Source organism: Acidovorax sp. GW835-FHT14G06, assembly GCF_058793595.1.
In genome coordinates this window covers 36,524-54,858 of sequence record NZ_JBXAGA010000002.1, presented here as the reverse complement: position 1 = coordinate 54,858, position 18,335 = coordinate 36,524, and the positions used below count along the sequence as shown (strand labels likewise).

Genomic DNA, 18,335 nt, shown 5'->3' with positions numbered 1-18,335 from the left:
ATTTCCATGTCCGTCAATTACGGTTCCAAGCGCGTCGTCGTCGGCGCCCACTATGGCCTGCGCGACTGGCTCAGCCAGCGCGTCACGGCAGTCCTGATGGCGCTCTTCACCCTGGCCCTGCTGGCCCAGGTGATTTTCTCCAAAGGCCCCATCGGCTACGACAAATGGGCCGGAATCTTCTCGGCCCAATGGATGAAGGTGCTGACCTTCTCCGTGATCGTCGCGATTGCCTGGCACGCGTGGGTCGGCCTGCGCGAAGTCCTGATGGACTACATCAAGCCCGTGGGCCTGCGTCTGGCACTGCAAGTGTTCAGCATTGTCTGGCTGGTCAGCTGCGCCGGCTGGGGCATCCAGGTTCTGTGGCGTCTCTGATTCCCGCGATTGAAGGTACACAATGAGCTACACACAAGCCAACATCACCAAGCGCAAGTTTGACGTCATCATCATCGGAGCCGGTGGCTCCGGCATGCGGGCATCCCTGCAACTGGCCCGCGCGGGCCTGAACGTTGCGGTTCTCTCCAAGGTATTCCCCACTCGTTCGCACACCGTGGCTGCCCAGGGCGGCATCGGTGCGTCGCTGGGCAACATGTCCGAGGACAACTGGCACTATCACTTCTACGACACCATCAAGGGCTCCGACTGGCTCGGCGACCAGGATGCGATCGAGTTCATGTGCCGCGAAGCCCCCAAGGTCGTGTACGACCTGGAACACATGGGCATGCCGTTTGATCGCAACACCGACGGCACGATCTACCAGCGCCCCTTCGGCGGCCACACCGCCAACTACGGCGAAAAGCCTGTACAACGCGCTTGCGCTGCAGCCGACCGCACGGGCCACGCCATGCTGCACACGCTGTACCAGCAAAACGTCAAGGCCCGCACCAACTTCTTCGTGGAGTGGATGGCCCTGGACCTGATCCGCGACGCCGATGGCGACGTGGTGGGCGTGACGGCGCTGGAAATGGAAACCGGCGACCTGCACATCCTCGAAGCCAAGACCACGCTGCTGGCCACCGGTGGCGCAGGCCGCATTTTTGCCGCCTCGACCAACGCCTTCATCAACACCGGTGACGGCCTGGGCATGGCTGCACGCGCAGGCATTCCGCTGGAAGACATGGAGTTCTGGCAGTTCCACCCCACCGGCGTGGCCGGCGCGGGCGTACTGCTGACCGAAGGTTGCCGTGGTGAAGGCGCCATCTTGCTCAACAGCAACGGCGAACGCTTCATGGAGCGCTATGCGCCCACCTTGAAGGACCTGGCACCTCGCGACTTCGTATCGCGCTCGATGGACCAGGAAATCAAGGAAGGCCGTGGCTGCGGTCCCAACAAGGACTACGTGCTGCTCAAGCTGGACCACCTGGGCGCAGAAACCATCCACAAGCGCCTGCCCTCGGTGTACGAAATTGGTGTCAACTTCGCCAACGTGGACATCACCAAGGAGCCGATCCCTGTGGTGCCCACCATCCACTACCAGATGGGTGGCATTCCCACCAACATCAATGGCCAGGTGGTAGTGCAGCAAGGCGGCAACGACAACCTCGTGGTCAACGGCCTGTACGCGGTGGGCGAATGCTCTTGCGTATCGGTGCACGGCGCTAACCGCCTGGGCACCAATTCGCTGCTGGACCTGCTGGTGTTCGGCCGCGCAGCTGGCAACCACATTGTCGAGTTCAACGACAAGAACAAGAACCACAAGCCCCTGCCCAAGGATGCGGCCGACCGCACCCTGGAGCGCCTCAACCGCCTGCAAGGCGCCAGCAGCGGCGAATACGCCCAGGATGTGGCCAACGACATCCGCGCCAGCATGCAACTGCACGCCGGTGTGTTCCGTACGCAAGCGAGCATGGACGAAGGCGTCAAGAAGATCGCCGAGCTGCGCAACCGCGTCAACAGCGTGGGCCTGAAGGACCACTCCAAGGTGTTCAACACCGCCCGCATCGAAGCACTGGAAGTCGAGAACCTGATCGAAGCTGCTCAAGCCACGATGGTGTCCGCTGCTGCCCGCAAGGAATGCCGCGGCGCCCACACCGTGAGCGACTACGAGCGCCCCGCAGACGACCCGGTGGCACCACTGGGCCGCGACGATGCCAACTGGATGAAGCACTCCCTGTGGCACAGCGAGAGCAACAGCCTGACCTACAAGCCCGTCAAACTCAAACCCCTGACCGTGGACTCAGTTCCGCCCAAGGTTCGCACGTTCTAAACGGATACAGGAGCACCCACCATGGCAAAACGCACCTTCCAAATCTACCGCTACGATCCTGACAAGGACGCCAAGCCCTACATGCAGACCGTCGAAGTTGAACTCGACGGCAGCGAACGCATGCTGCTGGACGCCCTGATGAAGCTCAAGGCACAAGACCCCACCCTGTCGTTCCGTCGCTCGTGCCGTGAAGGTGTTTGCGGCTCGGACGCCATGAACATCAACGGCAAGAATGGCCTGGCCTGCCTGACCAACATGAACACGCTGCCCGGCACCGTGGTTCTGAAGCCCCTGCCCGGCCTGCCCGTGATCCGCGACCTGATCGTGGACATGACGCAGTTCTTCAAGCAGTACAACTCCATCAAGCCCTACCTCGTCAACGACAACGTGCCGCCCGAAACCGAGCGCCTGCAGTCGCCCGAGGAGCGTGAAGAGCTGAACGGCCTGTACGAGTGCATTCTGTGCGCCAGCTGCTCCACCAGCTGCCCCAGCTTCTGGTGGAACCCCGACAAGTTCGTGGGCCCCGCTGGTCTGCTGCAGGCCTACCGCTTCATCGCCGACAGCCGCGACGAGGCCACCACGGAGCGCCTGGACAACCTGGAAGACCCGTATCGCCTGTTCCGTTGCCACACCATCATGAACTGCGTGGACGTGTGCCCCAAGGGCCTGAACCCCACCCGGGCCATCGGCAAGATCAAGGAACTGATGGTGCGCCGCGCCATCTGAGCGCAGCCCTGCCACACACCGGTCCATGCAAACGCTGTCCACCCCTTCCATCGCGCCAGAGGCGGCTTCGCCGCTGCTGGACGAACGCGAGCTGAGCAAGCTGCACTGGCGATGCCGGCGCGGCCTGCTGGAGAACGACTTGTTCATCGAGAAGTTCTTCAACCGCTTCGAATCAACGCTGACGCAGCGCCATGCGCAAGGCCTCAACGCGCTGATGGATCTGGCGGACAACGACCTGCTGGACCTGCTGCTGCGGCGGCGCGAGCCCTCGGGCGAACAAGACACACAAGAAGCGCGTGAAGTGCTCGGCATGCTGAGACAAAGCGGTGGCGCCACGGCAGTGCATGCCTGACACCCAGCCCTCGCACCAAGACCGGATTCGTATCGGCAACCTACCCAAGGAAAGTAACAATGAAGCTAGCTGACAACAAAGCCACCCTGTCGTTCAGTAACGGCAGCCCCAGCGTGGACCTGCCGGTCTATCAGGGCAGCATCGGCCCGGACGTCATCGACATCCGCAAGCTGTATGCACAGACGGGCATGTTCACCTATGACCCGGGCTTCCTGTCCACAGCAGCCACCCAGTCGGCCATCACCTACATCGATGGCGACAAGGGCGAGTTGCTGTACCGCGGCTACCCCATTGAGCAGTTGGCTGAGAACTGCGACTTCCTGGAAACCTGCCACCTGCTGCTGTACGGCGATCTGCCCAACGCAGCACAAAAGACCGACTTCACCAGCCGCGTGACCAACCACACCATGGTCAACGAGCAGATGCAGTTCTTCCTGCGTGGCTTCCGCCGCGACGCGCACCCCATGGCTGTGCTGACCGGTCTGGTGGGCGCCCTGTCGGCCTTCTACCACGACAGCACGGACATCAACAACCCGCAGCACCGTGAGATCGCCGCGATCCGCCTGATCGCCAAGATGCCCACGCTGGTTGCCATGGCCTACAAGTACGGCATGGGCCAGCCCTACATGTACCCACAGAACCACCTCTCGTACGCAGGCAACTTCCTGCGCATGATGTTCGGTACGCCCTGCGAAGAGTACAAGGTCAACCCCGTGCTGGAACGCGCACTGGACCGCATCTTCATCCTGCACGCTGACCACGAGCAGAACGCCTCGACCTCCACCGTGCGCCTGTGCGGCTCGTCGGGCACCAACCCGTTTGCGGCCATCGCCGCTGGTGTGGCCTGCCTGTGGGGCCCTGCCCACGGCGGCGCCAACGAAGCTGCCCTGAACATGCTGTACGACATCCAGGCCCAAGGCGGCGTGGAAAAGATCGGCGACTTCATCAAGCAGGTCAAGGACAAGAACTCCGGCGTCAAGCTGATGGGCTTTGGCCACCGCGTGTACAAGAACTACGACCCCCGCGCCAAGCTCATGCAAGAGACTTGCAATGAAGTGCTGGCCGAACTGGGCCTCGAAAACGACCCGCTGTTCAAGCTGGCCAAGGAACTGGAAAAGATCGCCCTGGAAGACGACTACTTCGTGCAGCGCAAGCTCTACCCGAACGTGGACTTCTACTCCGGCATCGTGCAGCGCGCCATCGGCATCCCCGTGAACCTGTTCACCGGCATCTTCAGCCTGGCCCGCACCGTGGGCTGGATCGCCCAGCTGAACGAAATGATCGGCGACCCCGAGTACAAGATCGGCCGCCCACGCCAGCTGTTCACCGGCTCCGTGCGCCGCGACGTGCCTCCCCTGGCCAACCGCTGATCGGTACGGCGCCCGCGCCGTCTGCTCCCCACCATCAAGCCCGCAGGCAGTGCCTGCGGGCTTTTTTCATGGCTCATCGGCATGGGTTTTATGAAAAACCTCTCAATACTCCCCCTGAGTAATAGGTCTTTTAATGTCCGTAGCGCAATCAGCATATGCGCTTGTCTTTTATACTGCCACCCAGTACACCCCAGTTAACGGTCAGCCGCCGCCTGCTCATGCCCCACACTGCCGAAGACAAACAACGTGCCATCACCCGGCTGCGCCGCATCAAAGGCCAGGCTGAGGCGCTGGAACGCGCGGTGGAGGCAGGCAGCGACTGCGCCCCCATCCTGCAGCAGCTGGCTGCCATGCGTGGCGCAGTGCACGGGCTGATGGCCGACCTGCTCGACAGCCATGTGCGCGAGACGCTGGCAGAAAAGCCGGCTCCCTCGCAGCAAGCCATTGACGAAACACTGGCCCTGCTTCGCTCGTACCTCAAATAAACCGCCCCACACCCCACCCGATTGACTGAAAGGACCACCCCATGAAATCCCGTGCCGCCGTAGCCTTCAAAGCTGGAGAACCCCTGCAGATCGTCGAGATCGACGTGGCACCGCCCAAGAAGGGCGAAGTGCTCATCCGCATCACCGACACCGGCGTCTGCCACACCGATGCGTTCACCCTGAGCGGTGAAGACCCCGAGGGCCTATTCCCCGTCGTGCTGGGCCACGAAGGTGCCGGCATCGTCGTGGAAGTTGGCGAAGGCGTGACCAGCCTGAAGCCCGGCGACCACGTGATCCCGCTGTACACCGCCGAATGTGGCGAGTGCCTGTTCTGCAAGAGCGGCAAGACCAACCTGTGCGTCGCGGTGCGTGCCACGCAGGGCAAGGGCGTGATGCCCGATGGCACCACCCGCTTCAGCTACAACGGCCAACCGATATACCACTACATGGGTTGCAGCACGTTCAGCGAATACACCGTGGTGGCCGAGGTGTCGCTCGCCAAGGTCAACCCCGACGCCAACCCCGAGCAGGTCTGCCTGCTAGGCTGCGGCGTGACCACGGGCCTGGGCGCCGTCAAGAACACCGCCAAGGTGCAAGAGGGCGACACCGTGGCCGTGTTTGGCCTGGGCGGCATTGGCCTGGCCGTGATCCAGGGCGCCAAGCTGGCCAAGGCCGGGCGCATCATCGCCATCGATACCAACCCCTCCAAGTTCGACCTGGCCCGCACCTTTGGCGCGACCGACTGCGTGAACCCCAAGGACCACGACAAGCCGATCCAGCAGGTCATCGTGGAGATGACGACCTGGGGCGTGGACCACAGCTTTGAGTGCATCGGCAACGTGAACGTGATGCGCGCCGCACTCGAATGCGCGCACCGGGGCTGGGGCCAGTCGGTCATCATCGGCGTAGCGGGCGCGGGGCAAGAGATCAGCACCCGCCCCTTCCAGCTCGTCACCGGCCGCAAGTGGCTGGGCACGGCGTTTGGCGGCGTCAAGGGCCGCAGCGAGCTGCCCGGCATGGTTGAAGACGCGATGGCAGGCAAGATCCAGCTCGCGCCGTTCGTCACGCACACCATGGGCCTGAAGGACATCAATGAGGCATTTGACCTTATGCACGAAGGCAAGTCCATCCGCTCGGTCGTCAAGTACGCCGCGTAACTCCGTAGGCCGCCAGCGCCCACGGCCCCTGACACTACAGGGCATTCTGGGTGCTGGCCCTGGCCGGCCATGACAAACGGCCTGGAGCCGAGTTTTCGGCCCACTACAAGCCCCGAATGCCTCAAGCGCTACAAGATATTGCCTGAGTAGCTATCAATTCAAGAGCAATCACCATGACCACTCCCCTGGACCTGCTCAGCCAGCATGCCTGCTTTGGCGGCGAGCAGCGCTTTTACCAGCACACATCCACCACCATCGGCCTGCCGATGAAGTTCTCAGTGTACCTGCCGCCCCAGGCCCAACAGGGCCCCGTGCCCGCCGTGCTGTACCTGGCCGGGCTGACCTGCACAGAAGAGACCTTTGCGATCAAGGCCGGCGCCCAGCGCCTGGCCGCCGAGCTGGGCCTGGCCCTGATCGCACCCGACACCAGCCCGCGCGGTGAGGCAGTGCAGTCCCTGCCCGGCGCCACGGCCAGCTGGGACTTTGGCGTGGGCGCAGGCTTTTACCTGGACGCCACGCAGAGCCCCTGGAACACCCACTGGCGCATGGAGAGCTACCTGCTGCAAGAGCTGCTGCCCCTGGTGGGCCAGCATCTGCCCATCGACCTGCAGCGCCTGGGCATCTTCGGCCACAGCATGGGCGGCCATGGGGCGCTCACGCTGGCCCTGCGCCACCCAGGCCGGTTCAAGACAGTGTCGGCCTTTGCGCCCATCTGCGCGCCCACCCAGTGCCCGTGGGGCGAAAAGGCCTTCACCGGCTACCTGGGCCCCGACCGCACCACCTGGCTGGAGCATGACGCCACGGTGCTGATGCAGCACCAGCCCATTGCGCCCTACCCGGCGGGCATCCTCGTCGACCAGGGGATGGACGACAAATTCCTGGCAGACCAGCTGCACCCCCACCTGTTCGAGGCTGCGTGCCAGGCCATCGGCCAGCCGCTGACGCTGCGCCGTCACGCGGGCTACGACCACGGCTACTACTTCGTGCAGAGCTTTGTCGGGGATCATTTGACGCACCACGCTGCGCGACTGTGATGCCAAGCCCCCGGATGACGGGGGAAAGATTGGATCACCCAGGCCCGTGGAAAGGTCTGGGAGGAAGGTCATGTGCTCCAAATTTAAAATATTTGATAAATATGCTTTTATTTATCATATTTTGAAATGATAATGTCCCCCAGGCTGCCGATTCGATCGCGGCCTGCCTGTAGAGGACAGCATGATTTCCACAGAAACAGCCCCATCGCCCCTCCCTTCTGCGGATGACGATCCAACGGGATCACAAGCCGCAGCGCCGCGACAACTGGCCGACTGGACAGCCGAGGAATGGCTGAAAGCCCAGCTATTTGACTCCACCCCGATGGGCCTGTGTGTCATGCAGCACGGGCGGCCTTTGTTCATCAATCGGCACATGGCTCGCACGCTGGGTGGCGATGACAGCGATTGCAACGCAGCCGCGCCGGACCTGGAGCAGCGCTGGCCTGACCTGTGGCCCCAGCTGCAGCACATCGGTGGCGAAACACGCGTGGTGCATTGCAAGCGGGCAGACGGCAGCCTGCTGGTGGGCAGGGCCTATACCCGGTCGCTCGACAAGCTGATGGGCGGCACGGAGGTGGTGACCCTGGTGGACGACACACGTCGTGAAGGCCCCGGTTTTTCAGCCACCTGGCGCGCACGCATGCTGGAACAGGCCGAAACCATCGGCCGCAGCGGCTCGGCTGAAATTGACATGGCCACGGGCAAGATGGTCGCCTCCAAAGGGCTGCACCAGCTTCTGGGCACACCTTTCAGTCCGCAGCCCCGGCGCGGCGCAAGCTTCCTGCGATGGGTACCCGCCGGGGAACGTGGCTACGTCGCTGCGATATGGCAAGGCGCCATCACCGACGAACCTTTCGAGTTCCAGCACCGACTGGTCGCACAGGACGGCACCCGCATGGAGGTGCTCCAGCGTGGCATGGTCGAGGCAGACGCCGCCGGACGCTTGCACGGGTACCTGATCGTGCAGGACATCACGGCCCAGCGTCAGGCGGAGCAACGCATTCAACAGCTGGCCCACCAGGATGAGGTCACTGGTCTGAGCAACCGAACCTTCTTGCTGGATCAGATCGATGCAGCGGTGAACAATGCACGGTGGGATCCTGGCACCTTCCTCGTTTTGTCGGTGCAGGTCGACAAGGTCGATCAGCTCAAGCAGGCCATGGGTTATGGCGCGGGAGACAGCATGGCGCGGGCCGTGGCCGAGCGGCTAACAGCCCTGGCCGAGCCGGGCGATGTCGTTGCGCGCATTGACGGTGGCGAGTTCGCCATCATGGTGTCGCCACAAAGCAGCCGCCTGGATGCAACGGGCCACATCCACGCCAGGGCCGTGGTGCAAGCACTGTCGCACGCCGAGCGGGTGGGCGCGTCTGAAATCGTGCCCAGCGCCTGTGTGGGCGTTGCCCGCTTTCCACAGGATGCCGAGACCGCTGGCGATCTGCTGGAGGCAGCGCAGATGGCGCGCATGCGCATCGATGCACAAGGTGAGCAAGTGGCGGTGTTCACACCAGAAACACGCGCGATGGCCTTGCGCCGTCTGGCCATCGAGTCAGGCTTGCGTCACGCAGCCGAACGCGGAGAGTTAACGCTCTCCTATCAGCTGCAGGCGGATCTGGGGAGCGGGGAAGTCATTGGCGCTCAGGCAATGCTCGAATGGACGAGTGCCGAACTGGGCCCGGTGCCGTTCAAGGAGTTCATGCCGGTGGCGCTGCAGTCGGGCCTGGTGGTGAGCCTTGGCGACTGGAAACGCAATGCATTGTGCGCCCAGTTGCAGTCCTGGGAGCAAACAAAGGTGAGGGTGCCCCGCATGAGCACGAGGATCAGCACGCTGGAGCTTCAGCAGCACGACGTGTTCGAAAAAATGCGGCACACCATGAAACACTACGGGCTTTCACCGCAAAGCCTGGGGGTGGAGATCAGCGAGCGTGCGCTGGTTGACGGCGGAGACGGTCTGGCCCCCACGCTGACGCAACTCAAGGCGCTGGGTGTCGAAATCACCCTGGGTGACTTCGGCGCGAACTTCACCAATCTGGCACTGCTTCGCAGCCTTCCCGTTGATGTGATCAAGGTCGACCGCTCTTGCGTACCCGATGTGACGGCAGCCGTGGGTGCGGTATCCCTCACACGGGCCATCATCAACATGGGCCATAGCCTGCAGATGCAGGTCATGGCCGAGGGTGTGGAAACCACAGGCCAACTCACATTGCTGATCGCCAGCGGATGTGACCGGATGCAAGGCCCGGTGCTGGCCTCGCCGGTAGATGGAGAAACGTTCATCCAGATGCTGTCGCAACGCAAGCGCCTGCCCGACAGCATGCTCTCCCGCCGTCGCGAACGCACGCTGCTGCTGGTGGATGACGAGCCCAGCATCGTTTCGTCGCTCAAACGCCTGTTCCGCCGCGACGGCTATCGCATCGTCACCGCAAGCGGCGGGGCTGAGGGACTACAGCGCATGACGGAGTATGAAGTTGACGTAGTTCTCTCGGACCAGCGCATGCCGGGCATGACAGGCGTCGAATTCCTGCGCCGCGCCAAGGACCTCTACCCTGACACAGTCCGGCTTGTGCTCTCGGGCTATACCGAACTCCAGTCCATTACCGATGCGGTCAACGAAGGCGCCATCTACCGCTTCTTGACCAAGCCCTGGGACGACGAGCGCCTGCTGGAGCATGTACGCGAGGCGTTTGCCCACAAGGAAATGGCTGACGAAAACAAGCGACTGGCGACCGAGGTGGTCACCGCAAGCGAGGCCCTCACGCGCGCCAATGAACGCCTGGAGCAGGTGCTGGGCAACCAACAGCGGCAGATTGATCTGGAGGCTGCACGCGCCAACACCGCACGCGATCTGCTCGACGCACTGCCTGTTGCACTGCTGGGGGTTGACTCCCACGGCACCATCGTGTTGACCAACCTCGAACTGCAGCGTGTGCTGGGTGCAGACACACCGATGCTGGGTGAATCAGCAGCCCAGGCGCTGGGGCGGGACTATGAGGCGCTGAGTGCAGCAGCCGGCATGTCTGGCGGCCAGCCCGCACGCATGGTCACGCTATCGCTACGCGGCCGCAGCTGGCAGGCGTGGGTGCGTGCGCTGGACCACGCCGCGTCACGCGGCCTGGTTCTGACACTCATCCATAACGTTTCCCAACAGGCGCAATCATGACTTCACCCACCGCCATTCCGCCACCCGAGCAAAATGCCAGTGCTGTCGTATGCGGTCCGCTGGAACAGCCCCGGCCCGCAGCCGGCCCGTCGGTCTCCCTCCCCCTTCCCGCCTCCACTGCTGCTGTTCGGCTCGGATACCTTTTCCGGCGGCTTTCTGCCGACGATGTGCCTCTGGAACTGCGGCGCGCGCTGTACCAATATCGCGGGGTGCCTCTATGAATGTTCTGCCCGTCGCATCGATGCCGCCCCCTCGCATCACGCTGGACCGACAGGCCCTGGCAGACGACATCCGCTCGCTGCCGTCCCTTCCCACAGTGGTTGTGCAGCTGCAAGCCCTCATGGCGCAGAACGACACATCGATAGACAGTTTTTCCAACACCCTGCAGCTTGACCAAGCCCTGTCGGTCAAGGTGCTGCAACTGGCCAATTCTCCGTTCTACGGTCTTTCCAATCGCATAGGCTCGGTGCGTGATGCCATCAACGTCCTGGGCTTGCGACAGCTAGGCACGTTGGTGCTGGCGGCAGCGCTCACGGTGCAATTCGAAAAACTGCATGGCAAGGCACTGCATATCGAGGCGTTCTGGCGTCACTCCATCGGGTGCGCCGTGGCAGCAAGGCAAATAGCCAGGCTGCACGGCATGAACGAGCCAGCGGCTTTCACAGCCGGTCTTCTGCACGACGTAGGTCGGCTCGTTGTGGATAGCCACTATCCCGAAGAGGCCGCCGTCATCATGGCATGGGCGGACTCACAGGACCTGCCGTATTTCGAGGCTGAACAGGCGCTCACCGGTATCCACCACGCAGAACTGGGACAGTGGGTGTGCCAGCACTGGCACTTTGCCCCCGAGATCACCGAGGCCATTGCAGGTCACCACCAGCCGGGCAGCGCGTCAAAGGCCATGTTGGCCGACGTGGTGCATGTGGCCGACGCTCTGGCGCACGCGCTGGACCTGGCAGAACTGGCGAGTGAAGCCGTGCCGGCCATCAACAGCAGCGTGTGGCAGCGACTCGCACTGACAGAGCAGCGCACAGCGGCACTACTGCGTGGCATTGAAGAAGAGTTTCAGCAACTGGAGTCCGTGCTTCGCCCCAGAAAGGAAACACCATGATTTCACCGATCCAAGACGGCAACGCGGCTGCGCAAACAGAGTTGCACGATGACAGCGGCCCCCTGAGCACCATCGTTCAGCCTACGGAGTTGACGCTTGCAGAGATGTCCGACGAACAAATCCGGGCGATCGTTGGCGAGTTGCTTCAAGCCAACAAGGAACTGAAGGTTCTGAACTCCAAACTCTCAGACGCCAGGAACAAGCTGATCCAGTCGGAAAAACTGGCGTCCATCGGGCAGCTTGCCGCAGGCGTGGCCCACGAGATCAACAACCCCATCGGTTTCATCTTCTCCAACTTCGGGACCCTGGAGCAATACCTGCAGGACCTGTTCCGAATGCTATCCGCCTACGAGGACACAGAGGCCAGCCTGCACGATTCCGAGGCTCTCACACAAGTGCGGCAATTGCGTGAAGACCTGGACATTGACTACCTCAAGGAAGATATTCCCAACCTGATGCGCGAATCGCGCGACGGCATCCAGCGCGTGCGCAAGATAGTGCAAGACCTCAAGGACTTCTCACGGGTGGACGCTCGCCAGGAGTGGGAGAGCGTCAACTTGCACCACGGCATCGACTCAACGCTGAACATCGTGAACAACGAGATCAAGTACAAGGCCGATGTGGTGAAGCTCTATGGCGACGTGCCAGACGTTCAGTGCCTGCCATCCGAACTGAACCAAGTGTTCATGAACCTGCTGGTCAATGCCGCCCACGCCATCACCAAGGAACGCGGAACGATCACCATCCGCACGGGAACATTTGGCGGCGACGCGTGGGTGGAAGTCTCCGATGACGGCGCGGGCATCGCCCCAGAAAATCTGCAAAGGATCTTCGACCCCTTCTTCACCACCAAACCGGTGGGCCAGGGTACGGGCCTCGGGCTTTCGTTGTCATACGGCATCGTGCAGAAGCACGGGGGCCGCCTCGAAGTGAGCAGCGAAATAGGCCACGGGACCACCTTCCGCGTCACCGTCCCGGTGCAGCGCAACGATACGGCGCAACCGCAGGCATGACCCAGCGGCCACCGACTCACCCACCGCGATGGAGCTTGACGCAAGATGACCCCGACGGACCTTTCCACCATGCTGCCCAGTCCTAACGGCAGCCTGGCCCCAGCACAAGGGCCAGACCCGTCACAACCCCCTCTGGACGCCTCCGAGCAGCCTTGGACAGTACTGTGCGTCGACGATGAGCCAGGCATTCTGTCTGCGCTCAAGCGCGTGTTGCGAGCCGAAGACTGCAAGGTCCTGCAAGCAACGGGCGGCACCGAAGCCTTGCAGCTGATGGAAACGCATGCAGTCGATGTGGTGGTGAGCGACATGCGCATGCCTGGCATGGACGGAGCTGCATTCCTGGGCCACGTGAGAGTGCGCTGGCCGGAAACTGCCCGCATTCTGCTGACCGGCTATGCCGACATGAACGCCACCATCGCGGCCATCAACGATGGGCAGATTTACCGGTACATCCACAAGCCCTGGGACGAAACCGAGCTACGCCTGACGGTGCGCCAGGCTGCGGAGCACCGGTTGCTACAGCGTGATCGGGCACGCCTGCAAGCCCTGACCGCAGCACAGAACGAAGAGCTGCGGGACCTCAATGCTGGGCTGGAGGACCGCGTCCAGGAACGAACAACCGAACTTCAGCATGCCAACGACCAACTGCGCCGCAACTACCTGACCAGCATCAAAATTTTCTCCAACCTCATGGAGCTCCGCAGTGGCTTGCTCGTTGGACACGGCAAGCGCACCGCCAGCCTGGCGCGCAAGGTCGCACAAATGATGGGGCTCACGGACAGCGCCCTGCAAGATGTGTTCGTAGCAGGACTGCTACACGACATGGGACTCATGGCACTGCCCGACAGCATCCTGAATAAGCCGGTTGGCCGGCTCACTGCCGAGGAGATGATCAGCTACCAGCGCCATCCGGTGCTTGGCGCCCAGGCGTTCATGGCGCTGGATGAACACCAACCCGTAGCGGCCATCATCCGCTCTCACCATGAGCGCTGGGACGGCAGCGGCTTTCCGGACCGGTTGGAGGGCGCGCAGATTCCGATAGGCGCCCGGATTCTGGCCGTCGTTGACACCTTTGACGATCTCACGCACGGGCACCTGACAGGTACGCCGCTGACCGACACCGAAGCACGAACCCTCCTGCAAAGAGGTCGTGCCACGCAGTTTGATGCCGAAGTGATCGATCTGTTTTTGCACATCATGCAAAAAGAGCCCCCCCGCCCTCCAGAGCGACTTCTCTCGTTGGCTGCGGCCCAGTTAGAGCCGGGCATGGCACTGGGCAAGGACCTTTTTTCCCAGGAAGGCGTCCTGCTGCTGTCGGCAGGGCATGTGCTGACGGCTGAATTGATCGGACGCATCAAGCGCTATGCAAAGGTCGAAGGCCTGGCACTCAAGCTGGACATACGCCCCGACGCTCCAACGTAGGCGGTATCCGCCCCGGGATGAAGCCGTGATGATTTCACCGCGAACATAGCGTCCTGCCTCTGAGAACCTGTTTACGATCTCCCAGGGGTCGCGCAGCCGTCTTTGCGGGATGGTGTGCAAGGCGCGGGGTGCAGCCAACAGCCAGACTATTGGCAAGCGCCGCAACGCCGCAGACCGCCCGCAAAGACCGCTGCCCGAAGGGTTGGAGCGCAGCCCCCTGCGAGATCGTAAACAGGCTCTCAGGCTTTGCGCCCTGGCGACCTTCAGAGACGCCAACACAGGGCATGTGAACCGGCACAAACCGCTTTGATCTGTCCACTATCACGGGGGCAACCAGGTCGGGAGCGTTGCGAAGACAGCTCACAGGGACTCTGATCCCCATCGGTCCGTAGGTATTGCCCCCCGCATTAACGCACTCTTAAGCCTCCACGGGCAAACTACACCCCATGTATCCGTCTCTACGGCAATATCTGCCTTTTTACTCGGCTCCGCTTGCGAAGCCACCCGCCACGCCCTCCGCTCCCCGCCCACTGCACCCCGCCTGGGTAGTGGTGCTGGTCAGCACCTGGCTGGCCACGGCCTGCAACGTGCCGCTGTGGCAAGAGGTGGCCCAGCTTCCCGGCCAGGGCAGCCTGCGCGGCTGGGGTTTTGCGCTGGCGTTTGCACTCATCGTCGCGGCGGGCAACGCGGCGCTGCTGAGCCTGCTGGCCTGGCGCTGGACGCTCAAGCCCGCAGTGCTGGTGCTGGTGCTGATGGCCGCGTTCGGTGCGTACTTCATGCTCGCCTACGGCATCGCCATCGACGCCAGCATGCTGGTCAACGTGATGCAGACCGACGTGAAGGAAGCCGGCGACCTGCTCAACCTGCGCATGCTGGGCACCGTGCTCATCCTGGCGGTGCCGCCGCTGCTGTGGCTGTACCGCCGCCCCGTGCAGCGCCTGACCGCGCTGCGCCACCTGGCGCACAACGGGCTGCTGCTGGCGGGATCCATTGCGGTCATCGTGGTGTGCCTGCTGCTGGTGTTCCAGGACTTTGCGTCCACCATGCGCAACCACACCAAGCTGCGCTACCTGATCAACCCCCTCAACAGCGTGTACGCGCTGGGCAACATCGCCACCAAGCCCCTGCGCATGGACACCAGCAAGATCCTGCCGCTGGGCCGTGACGCCCAGCTGGGCGCCAGCTATGCCGGCCAGGCCAAGCCCCCGCTGCTGGTGCTGGTGCTGGGCGAGACGGGCCGCAGCGGCAACTTTGGCCTCAACGGCTATGCGCGCGACACCACCCCCCGCCTCTCGGCCCGCAAGGACCTGGTGAGCGCTCGCAACGCCTGGTCCTGCGGCACCAGCACCGCCGCGTCGGTGCCCTGCATGTATTCGCACCTGGGCCGCACGGGCTACGAGGGCCGCTCGGCCAACTACGAAAGCCTGATCGACGTGCTGCACCATGCAGGCCTCGCGGTGCTGTGGGTGGACAACCAGTCAGGCTGCAAGGGCGTGTGCGACCGCGTCGGCGAGACCATCACCAGCACCCAGAAAGACCCCGTGCTGTGTGCTGGCGGCGAATGCCTGGACCGCGTGATGCTCAAGGACCTGGGCGCCCAGATCGCCGCCCTGCCCGCCGAGCAGCGCCAGCGTGGCACCGTGGTGGTGATGCACCAGATGGGCAGCCACGGCCCCGCGTACTACAAGCGCTCCGCGCCCGAGAACAAGAAGTTTGGCCCCGAGTGCACCTCCACCTCGCTGCAGGAATGCCAGCGCGAGCAGGTGGTCAACGCCTACGACAACAGCATCGTCGAGACGGACCATTTCCTCGATTCAGTGCTCCAGTGGCTGGGAGCGCAAGAGAAACATGCCCAGACAGCTATGATTTACGTAGCAGACCATGGCGAGTCGCTGGGTGAGAACAACATCTACCTGCACGGCCTGCCCTACTCCATTGCGCCCGACGTGCAAAAACACGTGCCCTGGATCACCTGGCTGTCACCCGCCATGCAGGCCCGCACCCACCTGGCCACCGGCTGCCTGCAGCAAGACCTGGGCGAGCGACGCATTACGCACGACCACTACTTCCACTCGGTACTGGGCCTGATGGATGTGAAGACCGAGGCGTACAACACCGAGCTGGACATGTTTGCCGCGTGCCGCAAGCCCGCCGCGGCGGGCTGAGGCGGACCGAGGCGGGGCCAGGCGGACGGCCCCGGCAGCCCTGTGCCACAAAGGTGTGGCGCAGGGCGCAGCCAGCTCAGCTCCCTTGGGGCAACAACAGAATCTTGCCGATGCTGGCGCCAGACTCCATGCGCCGATGGGCCTGTGCAGCATCGGCCAGTGCAAACGTGCTGTCGATCACCGGCCGGATCACTCCAGCGGCCAAGGCTGGCAGCCACTGCTGGGCAAACCGCTGCACCATGGCCTGCTTGACCTCGGGCGGGCGGGACTTCATCACGGTGCCAAAAATCTGCAGGTGTCGGTACAGCAGCACATCCATGGGCAGCTCCGCACCCTGCGCACCGCCCAGCAGCCCCACCGACACCAGGCGTCCGCCGTCGGCCAGAGACCGCACGTTGCGCTGCAGGTACGGAGCCCCGATGAAGTCGATCACCACATCCACGCCCCGGCCCTGCGTGGCCTGGTCCACCACCGCCTGAAAGTCTTCGCTGCGGTAGTCGATGAACACATCGGCCCCGCAACCCAGCACGGCGCCGCGCTTGTCGCCCCCCGCCGTGGCAAACACGCGCGCACCCGCCGCATGGGCCAGCTGCACGGCGGCTGATCCCACGCCGCCCGCCGCTGCATGGATCAGTACCGACTCGCCAGCGTGCAGGCGAGCCAGGTGGAAAAGCGCCTCGTGCGCGGTCACGAACACCTCGGCCACGGCGCCTGCGGCCACCAGGTCGATGTCATCCGGCACCTGCATGGCCATGCGGTGGTCGATGCGCGACAGCTCGGCGTAGGCACCGCCGCCCACGATGCCCATCACGCGGTCGCCCACGGCAAAGCCTTGCAACTCGGGCCCCATGGCGACCACCGTGCCCGCAATCTCCAGCCCCATGGTGTCGGCATCGCCAAAGTAGGCGCGGCCGTAGGCCCCCTTGCGGTGCGACAGGTCGGCACGGTTGACGCCAATGGAGGCGTTGCGGACCAGCAGGTCGTGCGGACGCACCTCGGGGGTAGGCATCTCGCGCGCCACCAGCACTTCGGGCCCGCCGAAGTCATCGAACACGATGGCTTGCATGGTGCGTTGGGTGGTTGCGGGCGGTTCATTCACAGGCGTGGACATGGGTGTTGCTCCTCAAGCATGGCTTTCAATGCCTCTGAGGATAGGGCGCATCGCAGTGTTTTAAACGCAGCAATTTCGCTCCATGGCGATGTAAATTTGCATCACACTTGGTTCTCCCCCGCCCCCTCTCGACCACCATGAACTGGGACGACACCCGCATTTTTCTTGCTCTGACGAGAGCCCCCTCCTTGCGCGCCGCCGCGCGCAGCCTGGGCGTGGACCAGGCCACCGTCGGGCGGCGGCTGAACGCGCTGGAGGCAGAGCTGGGCGCCAAGCTGTTTCTGCGTGCCAAGGACGGCTACCTGCTCACCGCCGCAGGCGAGACGGCGCTGGGCGCCGCCCGCCGCATGGAAAGCGCGGCCCTGGACCTGCGCACCCGCATCGAGGGCCAGGACACCAGCCCCGGCGGCCTGGTGCGCGTGACCAGCACCGACTCGATCGCCATCGACCTGCTCATGCCCGCCATTGAGCGCCTGCAACAGCACTGGCCCCACATTCGCGTGGACCTGGAGGTGTCCACCCAGTTGCTCAGCCTCAGCCGCCGCCAGGTGGACATCGCTTTCCGCAACGTCCGGCCCGAGACGCCCGACCTCGTGGTGCGCCGCGTGGTGTCGTGGCCTGTGGGCCTGTTCGCCAGTGCGGGCTACATCGAGCGCTTTGGCGTGCCCGTGCCCGATGACGAACTGCGCGGCCACCACCTGGTGGCCTACGCACCCTACCTGGAGCAAAGCCCGGTTCTGACCATGGCGGGAGTGCCCGCCCGCCAGGGCAAGATCGCGCTGGCCGTGCGCTCGAGCCTGCTGGTGCGCAAGGGCGTGGCGGCGGGCATTGGCCTGGGTGAAATGCCGGTGTGGATGGGTGAGCGCGAGGGCCTGGTGCGCATCTGGCCCGAACGCCGTCGGGCGACCGACTACGAAGTCTGGCAGGTCATGCACCCCGACCTGCAGCGCACGGCACGGGTGCGCGCCACGGCAGAGTTTTTGTCCGAGGCATTCCAAGTCCAGTAGGCGCCACCAGCCCATGGTGTCC

Annotated in this window: 15 protein-coding genes; 14 read left to right on the top strand and 1 reads right to left on the bottom strand. The window is 63.6% G+C overall.

Translation table 11 applies throughout. The annotated features are described in order from the left end of the window. Positions 1-6 precede the first annotated feature (6 nt). From sdhD to AC1Q64_RS02615, 13 genes are all read left to right on the top strand, one after another. A complete protein-coding gene (gene sdhD, locus AC1Q64_RS02675) occupies positions 7-372 on the top strand; it encodes a succinate dehydrogenase, hydrophobic membrane anchor protein (protein WP_015015055.1) in 366 nt (121 codons plus the stop codon). A 22-nt stretch (positions 373-394) separates the two neighbouring features. After that, positions 395-2,203: a succinate dehydrogenase flavoprotein subunit gene (gene sdhA / locus AC1Q64_RS02670; protein WP_291435945.1), complete on the top strand. Its 1,809-nt coding sequence runs from the start codon at positions 395-397 to the stop codon at positions 2,201-2,203. Positions 2,204-2,224: 21 nt separating this feature from the next. Then, entirely contained in the window at positions 2,225-2,929 is a 705-nt protein-coding gene (locus AC1Q64_RS02665; RefSeq protein WP_015015057.1) for a succinate dehydrogenase iron-sulfur subunit, read from the top strand. 25 nt (positions 2,930-2,954) lie between these two features. After that, a complete protein-coding gene (locus tag AC1Q64_RS02660; RefSeq protein ID WP_492250362.1) occupies positions 2,955-3,281 on the top strand; it encodes an FAD assembly factor SdhE in 327 nt (108 codons plus the stop codon). Positions 3,282-3,340: 59 nt separating this feature from the next. After that, the gene (locus AC1Q64_RS02655; protein ID WP_291435940.1) at positions 3,341-4,651 is read left to right on the top strand and encodes a citrate synthase; all 1,311 of its coding nucleotides are present in this window, start codon (positions 3,341-3,343) and stop codon (positions 4,649-4,651) included. 218 nt (positions 4,652-4,869) lie between these two features. Further along, positions 4,870-5,136, top strand: coding sequence for a metal/formaldehyde-sensitive transcriptional repressor (locus AC1Q64_RS02650; RefSeq protein ID WP_056064906.1), 267 nt, complete (start codon positions 4,870-4,872; stop codon positions 5,134-5,136). Between the two features lie 41 nt (positions 5,137-5,177). After that, a complete protein-coding gene (locus AC1Q64_RS02645) occupies positions 5,178-6,293 on the top strand; it encodes an S-(hydroxymethyl)glutathione dehydrogenase/class III alcohol dehydrogenase (RefSeq protein WP_492250361.1) in 1,116 nt (371 codons plus the stop codon). Between the two features lie 173 nt (positions 6,294-6,466). After that, complete coding sequence (fghA, locus tag AC1Q64_RS02640) at positions 6,467-7,327, top strand: S-formylglutathione hydrolase (RefSeq protein ID WP_492250360.1); 861 nt, start codon at positions 6,467-6,469, stop codon at positions 7,325-7,327. Positions 7,328-7,508: 181 nt separating this feature from the next. Beyond that, positions 7,509-10,484: an EAL domain-containing protein gene (locus AC1Q64_RS02635; protein ID WP_492250359.1), complete on the top strand. Its 2,976-nt coding sequence runs from the start codon at positions 7,509-7,511 to the stop codon at positions 10,482-10,484. 217 nt (positions 10,485-10,701) lie between these two features. Continuing rightward, positions 10,702-11,595 (top strand): HDOD domain-containing protein, encoded by an 894-nt coding sequence (locus AC1Q64_RS02630; protein WP_492250358.1) that lies wholly within the window; start codon positions 10,702-10,704, stop codon positions 11,593-11,595. Then, positions 11,592-12,608: an ATP-binding protein gene (locus AC1Q64_RS02625; protein ID WP_492250357.1), complete on the top strand. Its 1,017-nt coding sequence runs from the start codon at positions 11,592-11,594 to the stop codon at positions 12,606-12,608. The genes AC1Q64_RS02630 and AC1Q64_RS02625 overlap by 4 nt, the downstream gene beginning before the upstream one ends. Positions 12,609-12,677: 69 nt before the next feature. Continuing rightward, positions 12,678-14,030: a response regulator c-di-GMP phosphodiesterase, NosR family gene (nosR, locus tag AC1Q64_RS02620; protein WP_492250356.1), complete on the top strand. Its 1,353-nt coding sequence runs from the start codon at positions 12,678-12,680 to the stop codon at positions 14,028-14,030. 446 nt (positions 14,031-14,476) lie between these two features. Beyond that, positions 14,477-16,195 carry a phosphoethanolamine transferase gene (locus AC1Q64_RS02615; protein ID WP_492250355.1) on the top strand — a complete coding sequence of 573 codons (1,719 nt, stop codon included), beginning with the start codon at positions 14,477-14,479 and terminating at the stop codon, positions 16,193-16,195. A gap of 76 nt (positions 16,196-16,271) precedes the next feature. Here the strand turns inward: AC1Q64_RS02615 and AC1Q64_RS02610 are convergent, their stop codons facing one another. Beyond that, complete coding sequence (locus tag AC1Q64_RS02610; RefSeq protein ID WP_492250354.1) at positions 16,272-17,306, bottom strand: NAD(P)H-quinone oxidoreductase; 1,035 nt, start codon at positions 17,304-17,306, stop codon at positions 16,272-16,274. A gap of 137 nt (positions 17,307-17,443) precedes the next feature. Here AC1Q64_RS02610 and AC1Q64_RS02605 point away from each other — a divergent pair, with 137 nt between their 5' ends. Then, positions 17,444-18,313 (top strand): LysR family transcriptional regulator, encoded by an 870-nt coding sequence (locus AC1Q64_RS02605; protein WP_492250353.1) that lies wholly within the window; start codon positions 17,444-17,446, stop codon positions 18,311-18,313. Positions 18,314-18,335: the final 22 nt, after the last annotated feature.